The organism is Mycobacterium neumannii, from assembly GCF_048452905.1.
Taxonomy (GTDB): domain Bacteria; phylum Actinomycetota; class Actinomycetes; order Mycobacteriales; family Mycobacteriaceae; genus Mycobacterium; species Mycobacterium neumannii_B.
Genome location: NZ_JBCGVF010000006.1, coordinates 477,090 through 487,967, shown reverse-complemented (window position 1 = coordinate 487,967; position 10,878 = coordinate 477,090). Strand labels below are relative to the sequence as shown.

The 10,878-nt window shown below is 66.4% G+C and carries 10 protein-coding genes and 1 pseudogene; 4 read left to right on the top strand and 7 right to left on the bottom strand.

Features of this window, described 5'->3' with window-relative positions; all coding sequences use genetic code 11:
• The first annotated feature begins 123 nt into the window (after nucleotides 1-123).
• Nucleotides 124-864 (top strand): SDR family NAD(P)-dependent oxidoreductase, encoded by a 741-nt coding sequence (locus tag AAHH99_RS20025; protein WP_418770224.1) that lies wholly within the window; start codon nucleotides 124-126, stop codon nucleotides 862-864.
• A gap of 7 nt (nucleotides 865-871) precedes the next feature.
• On the opposite strand, the gene AAHH99_RS20020 is transcribed toward AAHH99_RS20025, so the two are convergent.
• The 5 genes from AAHH99_RS20020 to AAHH99_RS20000 form a co-directional block, all read right to left on the bottom strand.
• Nucleotides 872-2,515, bottom strand: a complete 1,644-nt coding sequence (locus AAHH99_RS20020) for an alkaline phosphatase D family protein (protein ID WP_126315843.1) — start codon at nucleotides 2,513-2,515, stop codon at nucleotides 872-874.
• Nucleotides 2,516-2,586: 71 nt separating this feature from the next.
• Nucleotides 2,587-4,242: a hypothetical protein gene (locus tag AAHH99_RS20015; protein ID WP_418770223.1), complete on the bottom strand. Its 1,656-nt coding sequence runs from the start codon at nucleotides 4,240-4,242 to the stop codon at nucleotides 2,587-2,589.
• A 225-nt stretch (nucleotides 4,243-4,467) separates the two neighbouring features.
• Entirely contained in the window at nucleotides 4,468-4,857 is a 390-nt protein-coding gene (locus AAHH99_RS20010) for a glycosyltransferase (RefSeq protein ID WP_418770297.1), read from the bottom strand.
• A gap of 112 nt (nucleotides 4,858-4,969) precedes the next feature.
• Entirely contained in the window at nucleotides 4,970-5,158 is a 189-nt protein-coding gene (locus AAHH99_RS20005; RefSeq protein WP_418770222.1) for a hypothetical protein, read from the bottom strand.
• Nucleotides 5,159-5,193: 35 nt separating this feature from the next.
• Nucleotides 5,194-6,474 (bottom strand): acyl-CoA dehydrogenase family protein, encoded by a 1,281-nt coding sequence (locus AAHH99_RS20000; protein ID WP_418770221.1) that lies wholly within the window; start codon nucleotides 6,472-6,474, stop codon nucleotides 5,194-5,196.
• Between the two features lie 132 nt (nucleotides 6,475-6,606).
• Here AAHH99_RS20000 and AAHH99_RS19995 point away from each other — a divergent pair, with 132 nt between their 5' ends.
• The 3 genes and pseudogenes from AAHH99_RS19995 (at nucleotide 6,607) to AAHH99_RS19985 (ending at nucleotide 8,606) form a co-directional block, all read left to right on the top strand.
• Complete coding sequence (locus AAHH99_RS19995; protein ID WP_418770220.1) at nucleotides 6,607-6,906, top strand: DUF732 domain-containing protein; 300 nt, start codon at nucleotides 6,607-6,609, stop codon at nucleotides 6,904-6,906.
• Between the two features lie 50 nt (nucleotides 6,907-6,956).
• Nucleotides 6,957-7,874, top strand: a pseudogene (locus AAHH99_RS19990) (lytic murein transglycosylase); the annotation flags it as partial.
• 60 nt (nucleotides 7,875-7,934) lie between these two features.
• Nucleotides 7,935-8,606: a DUF1460 domain-containing protein gene (locus AAHH99_RS19985; protein WP_418770296.1), complete on the top strand. Its 672-nt coding sequence runs from the start codon at nucleotides 7,935-7,937 to the stop codon at nucleotides 8,604-8,606.
• Between the two features lie 7 nt (nucleotides 8,607-8,613).
• Here AAHH99_RS19985 and AAHH99_RS19980 read toward each other — a convergent pair whose 3' ends face one another.
• Both AAHH99_RS19980 and AAHH99_RS19975 read right to left on the bottom strand, forming a co-directional pair.
• Nucleotides 8,614-9,924: a S1C family serine protease gene (locus tag AAHH99_RS19980; protein WP_418770219.1), complete on the bottom strand. Its 1,311-nt coding sequence runs from the start codon at nucleotides 9,922-9,924 to the stop codon at nucleotides 8,614-8,616.
• Nucleotides 9,925-10,068: 144 nt separating this feature from the next.
• The gene (locus AAHH99_RS19975) at nucleotides 10,069-10,872 is read right to left on the bottom strand and encodes a crotonase/enoyl-CoA hydratase family protein (protein ID WP_418770218.1); all 804 of its coding nucleotides are present in this window, start codon (nucleotides 10,870-10,872) and stop codon (nucleotides 10,069-10,071) included.
• Between the last annotated feature and the right edge of the window lie 6 nt (nucleotides 10,873-10,878).

The window sequence follows — 10,878 nt, the reverse complement described above, 5'->3', positions numbered from 1 at the left end:
TGCATTCAGGGCTGTGATCGGCTGAACAACCCTGGATGCAATCTCGACCCTAGGAACCAGATTCGTCTGTTGGGTGACTCCGGTCGCCGGCTCGCACGCTTGTCCGTGAGAAAGTCTTCAACCATGACTCAACTCAGCGACAAGGTCGCACTGGTGACGGGCGCTTCGGCGGGATTGGGCGCGGCGGTCGCGCAACTGTTCGCGCGACGCGGTGCCACCGTCTTCGGGATCGCGCGCGACGCCGAACGGATGGCGTCGGTGTTCGAGGCCGTGCCTGGCGGCCGCTTCGCGTCGGTGGACGTGACGTCATCGGCGGCGTGCGGTGAAGCCGTCGCGCGGTGCGTGGAGGAATTCGGGCGACTCGACGTACTCGTGAATGTGGCGGGCTTTCATCAGATGCGCCACACCACCGCGGTGACCGACGACGAGTGGGAACGCGACCTGGCGGTGAACCTGCACGGGCCGTTCTACCTTTGTCGTGCCGCGCTGCCGCATCTCCTGGAGAGCGGCGGCAACATCGTCAACGTCTCGTCGATCGCGGGTGTGGAAGGCGAGGTGTATTCGGCCGGATACTGCGCGGCCAAGCACGGTCTCGTCGGGCTGACCCGGGCGCTGGCCGTCGAGTACACCAAGGAGAAGGTCCGGGTGAACGCGGTCTGCCCTGGCGGCATGCCGACCGCGCAGACCACCGAGTTCTCCGCACCCGACAACGCCGACTGGGACCTCATCATGCGCATCGCGTCGCCGCGCGGGTTCATGGACACCGTTGACGTCGCCAAGACGATCGCATTTTTGGCCAGCGATGACGCCGCGGCGATCCACGGTGCGGTCTACCGTGTCGACAACGGCAAAGGCGCCGGCTGAAGCGATTTCAGAGTAGTTTGTGCTCGATGACGGTGGTCAGGTGCGGCTTGCGCCAGCGGCCAGTGACCTTCTCGATCCGTACGCCCATCTCGCCGCCCGCGATCTCCAGCGTCCCGACCTGGTTGCGGAAATGCGGCTCGGAGACGGGGCGCCAACGGAGCCGCGGCTTGGGCACTTTCGTGGTTTTCACCAGCGCGTTACCGACGGTCTCGACGAACCCCGTGTGGCCGAGCCGCAGGATGACTCGTTCGACCGCCGACGGCTCCTTGCGCAGTCCCGAACACACCACCTGCCAGACCTTGGTGCCCAGCCTGGTCGCCTCGTCGGGTACCTCGACCTCGGACACCCAGCAGTGGTGCACATCGCCGCCGAACAGCACCACTGAATCGGGCGCGGGACCTCGCCGTCCGCTCGCCACGTCGATGACCAGGTCCTCGAAGCGCCGGAAGCTCTCCTGAAAACAGGCCCAGTGGTCGAGATTGGCCGTGATCCGGACCTTCTCCCCCAAACCAGTGAGCCACCGTCCCCAGGCGCCGTCGCCGACGGCCTCCGACCACGCTTCGATGTGGTGCATTCCGTAGGGCAGCAGGATCGGCAGCGAGCTGGCGAACAGCAGGTGCTGGTAGTTCCCGTCGGCGTTGGCGGTGATCCAGTCCCATTCCTCGTCGGTGGTGATCCGGCGCCGCCCCGGTTTGAGCTGGCGGCCGGTGCGGGCGTCAACGACGATCAACCGCGCCGGACCGAGATCACGACACATGCTGAAATGTGATGCGCCGTCGTCTTTTTCGGCAATCTGAGCGAGCTCGCGAACCAGTTCGGAACCCTGCCTGGTCTCGATGACGCGCTGGAACGTCTGGTCCTTGGCCAGTTCGTCGGGCGACATGTTGCCGAGGTGCTGGTAGATCCAGTAGGCCATCAGCCCGCCGATGATCCGCGTCTGGTACCAGTCGGTCTGGCGCTTCTCGTCGAGCCAGGCCTGCGACGTGTTCCACTTGTCGTTGATCTCGTGGTCGTCGAACATCATCGACGTCGGAATGGTCGAGAGCATCCACCGCACGACCGGATCGCACCAGGCGTCCCAGTAGCCGATGCAGTACTCCTCGAAGTCCTCGAGCACCTCGACCGGGCCGTCGGCGTGTACCTCGCGATCGGCGACCAGATCCTTGATCGTGTCGTTCACCTGGTCGGCGTAGAGCTGGTCACCCATCATCAGCAGGGCGTCGGGCCACAGCGCCGACGGCTGGCGCAGCATCCGCATCCCGTATGTGCGCAGCACGTCGATGCCCTTGCCCTTGGGGTGCCACCAGTGCTGATACGTGTAGGGCGGGTGATGGGGGGCCGACGCGCGGCAGGACCCGAACAGCAGCCGAAGCGAGCCGTCCCGCGGCATCAACCGGATCCGCGGTTGCGGATACTCATATCCGTTTGGCGGCCAAGCCTTTTCCCCGTCGAGATGCACCTCGTAGGGGTGGTCGCTGTCGGGGTCGAGGTCGGTAACGCAGACGATCGCGAAGTGATGACCTTCGACCTCGAAGGTGTCGGCGTGACTGCCGAGGATCTCGACCCCGCACGGCTTGTCCGTCTCGACCCATACGGTCGCGTCGGTTTTGCCGACGTGGCGAAGCAGCGGACCCACGCGAACCTCGGGCATCGCACCATCATGCACCCTCGTTGACGGCGGCGTAACGGCGGTGACGACTTTCGCGGTGCGCCCGCGACCCGTCAGTGTTCGGGCCGCCGACGACCGAGGAAGAACGCCAGTCCGATGGCGCCGAAGCCGAGCGTGCCGATCACACCCGCCGAGACCATCAGGAAGATGTCCCTGCCGGTCAGACCGCCGGTCGACGCCTCGTCCGACGCCAGCCGCAGCCGGTAGTCGCCGGGCAGCGGAGCCTCGGCCGGCTCGCTCAGACCGGGGAACTGCTGAGTCTTGCGGACCTCGAATTGGCGCTCCCCGCTTGCCGTTTGCGTCCATTCACCCCAGACCGGCGTCGCGCCGTCGAGCAGCACCTTGCGCCCGCCGTACACCCGGTCCTCACCGACGTCGACGATCTGGCGCACCCGGAACGGCTCGTAACGGGCGTTGGAGTAGTTGACCAACACCGGCACGTTGTCGTAGCGCAGAACGGGTGGCGGAGGCGGAGGCAACGGCAGGCCGGCGCCCGGGAAGTAGCCGCCACCGAAGAAGGTGCCGACGGCGATGTTGCTCACCGCCTGCGCGACGTTGGCCGCCGCGACGACAGGGCTGAGCACGGCCGCGGTGAAGCTGTAGGCGGCGAACTGTGCCGCCTCGAGCACCAGCCGCGACAGCGGCGGGATGTAGGCGATGCGCGGTCGCATGTCGTAGACGTAGACGATGCGCACCGGGGCCCGGAACGGGTTCATCAGCACCGGGCGGTAGAACTCGTCGTACTCGATCCACTCCGGTTGCCACTGACGCACATTGCTGACCAACTCGAAGTCGCGGTCGCGCTTGGCCTCGAGTTCGACCTTCGCACTGGCGCTGGCCTCGGCGCCGTTCAAGCCGAGCGTCATGTCGACCGACTGCTTGAAGGCGTTCACGTCCTCCTCGGGGGCGGGCGCAGGCTCCGGTTCGAACACCGGCTTCGCGTTGCGTGCGAGTTCGACGTCTTCGGCCGGCGCTTCGAGCGTCTCGGGCGCCAGTGTCTCGATCTCCTTAGAGGCGTTCTCGATCGACACGGTCGGGGTGTCGGAGTCCGAACCGCTCTCCTCGTTGGCGGTGGTCTCCGCCACCGTCTTGTCGCTCGACGTCGGTGTCTCGGTGTCCGACGCGGGTGCGACCGCTGCAGACGACGCGGTGGACTCGCCGGGTTCGGCCGGTTCGCTGGTCTCGGGCTTGGTCGCCGGAGCGGCGCCGCTGGTACGCGGCGCCGCCGACGTCGCCGGGGTCCGCTCGGCGGGCGTCGACGGCTCGGCGACTGGCGTCGACGGCTCCGCGGACTGGACCGCGGTGCTGGTCTTCGGCGGGGCCACGGTTTGCGGCTCGGGCTCCGGCTGCTTGGTGGGAGCCGGCTCAGGCTCGGCGGCGGGCTCCGGCTCGACGGCCGGCGCCTGCGTCTGCGGTGCCTGCGTCTGCGGCGCCTGGGTCTGCGGTGCCTGCGTCTGCGGCGCGACCTGGGTCGCCGGCACCTGCGGCTCGGGGGCCGAGGTCGGCTGCTCGGCGGTCACCTCCGGCTCAGGAGCGCTGACTCTAGGTTCCGGTGCGACGGTCGTCACGACGTCGTCGGAATCCGGCTGCGCCACGGCAGGCGCGAGCCCGGCGGTCAGCGCGGTCAGGGAGATCACGGCTCCCGACGCGACGACGGCGATACCTCGTTTCCGGACATCCCTGCGGAATTCATTCAGCGGAGCACCCATCGTGCCTCCACTCCCTTCTCTGCCTGGTTGGCGGCTCGGCGCCGTGCGACACGGTTCGTCGCTGAGACGGAAACGAGCACCCTGAGGGCTCCCCCGACGCTGCCGGCCTCACAGAATTCATCGCTCCGCCTACCCGAGCGTTACAGAGCGGCGGCCCCCGCTTGTGCGCTTTCAGCGAACATCAACGATCGCCTGTCCACCTGGCCCGGGCATGCTCCGTCGCCCTCACGAAGTCGGCGCGACAGGAGGGTATACATGCCCCGTGTCCGGGGCCTGCCGGGCCACCAGACCGTCGACGACCGCGGCCACTTCGGCAAAGCCCGGCGACGCGGCCATGTCGGCCGCAATGCGGGTACTGGCCTGTCGGTATCGCGGCTCATCGATCACCCGCAGGATCTCTCGGCGTAGCGCGCGTGCGGTCGGTCGCTCGCTTCTGATCCGCCGGCCGACGCCAGCCCACTGAACGCGAGCGCCGACCTCCGGCTTGTCTTCCTTGCCGCCGGTGGCGACGATCGGCACGCCGTACCGCAAGGCGTACTGGACACCTCCGTAACCGCCGTTGGTGACGAAGACGGCGGTACGCGGGAAAAGTCGTCGTACGGCAGTGCTCGGCAGCGTCGAAACGTTTCGCCGAGTGACCCACCGCGACGGCTGGAGCGTGGAGGCTTACCGGCTGTGGTGCCGGCGACTGCTCATCGAAACGGTGTTCCGCAGGCCCGTACGAACGTCACGGCCTACGACGGCGAAGACCGCGAACGGCCAGCGCGATACCGACCAGAGCGATGATCGGGCCAAGGATCGACCACGTAATGGTGTTGCTCATCGGGCTGCCACCGACCACGCCGAAGCCTTGGAGGGTGAACAGCAAGCCGAATAACGCGACGATCACTCCGAGTAGGGCGATGGCGAACCGCATGCCTTCACCCTAGGCGAGCGCCCTCGAAGTGAACGTCAGCGGCGCCCCGACAGATATTTCTGATATGCCTCGGCGGCGGCCGCCAATTCGGGGCGGGCATCGAGCACGGGCTGCATCTTCTGGCGCGCCTGCTCCCGCTTGTAGGGCAGGAACTCCGTCGGGAAGTCGCCCTCGTGCGGTTGATAGTCGCGCAGCACACGGCGCGCGACGGTGGCCTTGTGCACCTCGTCGACGCCGTCGGCGATGCCCATCGTCGGGGCGGAGGCGTACATCGCCTGGATCGGGGTGAGGTCGGTGGTGCCCAGCGACCCGAGGATGTGCAAGGCGTTGAACGACACCTCGCGCAGGACCTTGGCCATCGTGAACTTGACCGCGGCGATCTCGGTGCGAGCCTCCTGGGTCGAGGTGTTGTCGATCTTCCACGCCGTCTCGAGGACGAACAGGCGCAGCATCTTGATCATCGCGTAGGACTCGGCGATCTTCTCCTGCACCATTTGGTGTTCGCCGATGATCTTTCCGTGCGATTCGCGGCTGAGCGCGCGCTCGCACATCATGTCGAAGGCCAGTGTGCACTGCGCGATAGTGCGCATGGCGTGGTGGATTCGTCCGCCGCCGAGTCGCCTCTGTGCCAACACCTTTGCGCCGTTCTCCGGCCCCAGCAGATGGTCGAGCGGCACGCGTACATCGCGGTAGATGATGTGGTTGTGGTTGCGCGGCTCGGGCATGATCTCCACGCCGGGCGTCTTGCGCGGGACGACGAACATCCCGTTGGTGCACATCACGAAAAGAATGTCGGCGACCCGGCCTGCCGAGGTGAACCACTTCTCGCCATTGATCACCCATTCGTCGCCGTCGCGCACCGCGTGGGTCTTGAAAAGGTTGGGGTCGCTGCCGCCTTGCGGTTCGGTCATCGAGTAGGCGGAGAACATGTCCTGGTTGAGCAGCGGTTTGAGCCATCGCTCCTTTTGTTCCTCGGTGCCGTAGGCCGCGAGCATCTCCATGTTCCCGGTGTCTGGGGCAGACGCGCCGAACATGTGGGGGGCGCCGGAGTAGCGGCCGATGATCTCGTTGAGCAGGCCGAGCTTGAGCTGTCCGAAGCCTGGGCCGCCGAGGTCTTTGTCGAGGAAGATCGCCCACAGGCCCTGGTCCTTGACCTCCTGCTGGAGCTCGCGGACGTAGGCCTTGACCGCCGGATCGGGTATGCGCACCGCGTGCGCGAACACGTGGTCGAGTGGCTCGACCTTCTCTTCGCAGAACTGCTTGACCCAGTCGAGCTTCTCTTGAAATTCCGGATCGGTGCTGAAGTCCCACGCCATGCTCGCAGTCTGTCACCACCCCTGCGCAGCGATGCGGCAATCCCGGCCTCGGTAACGCCGTAATCTCGATATGCATCCGATCCTGCGTGCCCCGAACCAGAACGGGTAGTCGGGCGCTAGGAAGGACGTGACATGACTACGCGTGCGCTCAGAGCGCTTTCAATCGCAGCGGTCGGCCTGCTGATGGCCGCGCCCCAGGCTGCCGCTTCGCCCGAGGACGACCTCTGCCGCAGCATCACCTCGGTGGGTTATACGGGCGACTGCACGACACTGACCACTCTGGCCCGCGACGCGTGTACGCAGTTCGCACGCGGTGCCGATTCGACCGCCGTGGCCGAAAAGCTGGACATTGCGACCAAGGACGAAACGCTGTCGAACTTCATCGTGGCCGGTGCGCGGCTGTACCTGTGCCCCGAGCCGACGAGCACCTAAATTCGCTGACGGGATCGGCGCGCGCTCGGCGGCGCTAGACTCCGACGGCAATGAACGCCCGTCTCGACGCCGCCAAAATCATTGCCGCCGCAGGCACCGTGGTGATCTTGTTCGCGCCGGTGGGCTGCTCGAGTTCGGACAGCCCGGAAGCGTCCTCCACGACGACGGCTGGGCCGGCTCCTTTGACCCCAGCACCCGCAGCAGAGGAACCGCGCCGAGAATTGGCATCCGATCCGGTGCGCATCGCCGAGGACCTGGTCGCCGACGAACGAGCGCTGCGGGATCCGTCGTCGACCGAGTCGTTGAAGAACGCGGCGGCGCAGCGGCAGCAGTTGGCGTATCGAGCCATCGGACGACACCCCGAGTGGGACCCGATCGTGCGCCCGCGGATTCCGCCGGAGCTGGGGAAGATCTACGACCACAACGTCCACGCGCGCCGTGAACTCGGCGTGATGAGCCGGCCGAAGGACACGCTGCCCGCGTGGCGGATCGTTGCGCCCACGCCGGTGGACCAGCTGATGACCCACTACCGCGAGGCGGAATCCGAGTTCGGGGTGCCATGGCACTATCTGGCGGCGATCAATCTCGTCGAGACCGCCTTCGGACGCGTCGCCGGGGTGAGCACGGCAGGTGCGCAGGGACCGATGCAGTTCATGCCGTCGACGTTCGCCGCTTTCGGCGCGGGCGGCGACATTCACTCGCCTCGCGACAGCATCATGGCGGCTGGCCGCTACCTGTCCGCCAACGGGTTCACGCGCGACCGCGACTACGCGCTGTACCGCTACAACAACTCGAACAATTACGTGCGGGCGATCCACGACTATGCCGCGGTCATGGCCGCCGATCCTGCCGGCTTCGACACCTACTACCGGTGGGAGGTCTACTACCTGTCCACCGCCGGTGACGTGCTGCTGCCGGTGGGCTACGCCGAGGCCGACCCGATCCTGGCCGTGAACTACCTTGCCGCCACGGAAGCGCCGGCGCCCGATGTCCAGATCTCCGAGCAGAACACGCAGGCCCTCGAGCGGATGCTGGCCGTCAGTAACGGCGCGGCACCACCGAAGCGAGCCGAGGTCATCTCGCGCGAGTTTCTCGGAACCCCTTATGGCGCACACACTCTCGTCGGTTCGGCGAGCAAGCCGGAGCAGTTGGTGGTCGAACTGTCCAACGTCGACTGCTTCACCTATGCAGATTACGTCGAGGCGCTGAAGCGGGCGGGTAACCGCGACGAGTTCATCTCCGCGCTGATCGATGTCCGCTACAAGGACGGTGTCGTGGGCTTCGCGAACCGCAAGCACTTCTTCACTGACTGGGCGGCGGCCACACCGGCGGTCGCGACCGACATCACAACCAGCCTGAGCACCAACGCGATTCAGGTGCAGAAGAACCTGAACCAGAAAGACTCCGGCGGCGTGTATCTGCCCGGCTTGCCGGTCGTTCCCCGAACGGTGTCCTACATACCGAGCGCGCAGTTCGACATCGGCGTGGTGAGCGGACTTCGAACCGGCGACTACATCGGAGCGTATTCCGGAGACGGCGGCCTCGACGTCACGCACGTCGGCATCTTCGTCGACACGCCGGATGGCCCGGTGTTACGCAACGCCTCCTCGCTTCCCGGCGACAACAAGGTCGTCGACACCCCACTGTTCGACTACGTCCGGACCGTTCCCGGAGTGGTGGTTCTGCGGCCGGTTCAGTAGCCGGCCCCTACGCTTCGCCCAGGGTTACCTTCGTGGTCTGAGCAGCCCCCGCTTCGTCGAGATAGGTGACGGAAACGCTCTCACCGGGGGCGCGCGATCGGATCGCCGCCACGAGCGCTTCCGGGCCGTCGATCGGCTGATTGTCGACCTTGGTGATCACTGCTTCGCTCGGCAGTCCAGCGGCGGATGCGGGGCCACCGTCGACAACGGCGACGGCTGCGCCGCCGGCCTTGGTGGCTTCCCTACCGAGCTTTACACCGAGCGCACCATGACTGGCGGATCCTGTCGTGACCAGTTCGTGGGCGACACGCTTGGCCTGATCCGAGGGGATCGCGAAGCCCAGCCCGATAGATCCGCTCGGACCGTCGGAGCCGCTGCCCATGCTTGCGATTGCGGAATTCACGCCGATCAGCTCGCCGCGCATGTTCACCAGTGCGCCGCCGGAGTTGCCCGGGTTCACTGCAGCATCTGTCTGGATGGCGTTGAGCACAGTGACGTCTCCACCCGCATCGCCGCCGGCGAACACCGGCCGGTTCAGCGCGCTGACGATGCCCGTCGTCACCGTTCCCTGCAAGCCGAGGGGCGAGCCGATTGCGACGACTTGCTCGCCGACATTCACATCCGCCGAGGATCCGATGGTGATGGGCGTCAATCCGGAAACCCCCTCGGCGCGAACGACGGCAAGATCGCCCGATGGGTCGGCACCGACAACGCTGAACGGTGCGGTTCTGCCGTCGGAGAAGGCCACGGTTGCCGTGGGCCCGCCACGCCGCGAGCTGGGAAACACTCCGCGATCGCTGTCGGCCACGGCAGCCACGACGTGGTAGTTGGTGAGGATGAGTCCGTCCTCGCTCAACACGATCCCCGAACCCGAAGGGCCCTCACCGCCCAAGTCGATCTTCAACTGGACGACGCTCGGCAGCACCCGGGCCGCCACCTCCTCGACGGTGCCCGTGGGAGCAGCGGCGGCCGGGCGTGGTGTGAGGGGCGCAGCACCGATGGGTGTCTGGGCGGCGGTCGCGTGGTGCGTAGGGTCGTCGATGCCCACGACGGCGGCACCGACCCCACCGCCGACGACCGCGCATACGACAGCGCCGGCGACGACGAGCCCGCGGCGAGACTTCTTCAGGCCGATCCTGGGAATGGGAGCTGTATCAGCTTGCTGTGCAGGATGTTTCAGGTCATAGAGTGGAGGCTGGCCGCCGTGCCGCCACTCGTAGCGGAGATGTGACGGGATGTGAGCCTGGTTGTGCAGATACGACTGTCCCGCAGCCGAACTCGAGGGCTGGTCCGTGGAATACCGCGGAGTGTTGGTCATTTGCGTTCGTTCTCTTCCTGGATCGTTGATCAGCCCACATGGCCTCAGCACACGGTCCCCGCATCGACTGAGAGTGGACTGAGAACTGACTCAACAATTTCCGAGAGATCGAATCGTGACCGTCACACCGCAGAGGTAGTGGTTCTACTCGGGATCGGTGAAGACGGGCCGCTCGCCCGACATCCCGGCGCTGACAGCGGCGATCTGGTTGGGCTTGCCAAGCAGTTCGGTCTGCAATTGGGATTCACGCGACAGCGCCGCCGCGGCGTCATCACTGACCCAGGTCTCGTTGTAGAGGCACTTGGCGGCGCGCACGGCGTCCGGGGATCTCTGCGCGATCTCGCCGGCAAGTGTCAACGCGGCGGCGAGCGGATCGTCCGCGGTGCGAGTGACCAAACCGAGCTCCGACGCTTCACTGCCGGAGACGATGCGACCGGTGAACGTCAACTCCTTGGCGACGTCGATCTGTATCAGCCGGGGCAGTGTCTGCGTGATACCCATGTCGGGAACGAGGCCCCACTTGATTTCCATGATGGACAACCTCGCATCGGGAGCCGCTATTCGGATGTCTGCGCCCAGCGCGATCTGAAGACCTCCGCCGAAGCAGTTGCCCTGGATCGCGGCGATGACGGGCGCGGGCACCAGCGACCAGTCGTAGGTCACACGCTGGGCGAAGTTGGCCGGGTGATCGGAGTCTCGGTTCAACAGGACGTTCGTGCCGCCCCGCTGGGCCGCGAAGCTCGCGACGTCGAGGCCTGAGCAGAAGCCCTTACCCTCGCCGTGGAGCACGACCGCGCGGATCGAAGGGTTGCCGGCCACCTGCGCAGCGGCGTTGACCAGGCCTTCGAACGTGGCGTGGTCGAGCGCATTGTGCTTGTCTGCGCGGGTCATCGTCACGGTGGCCACGCCGGTGCCGCCGATTTCCACTCGAACTCTGTCTTCGCTCACCTGTGG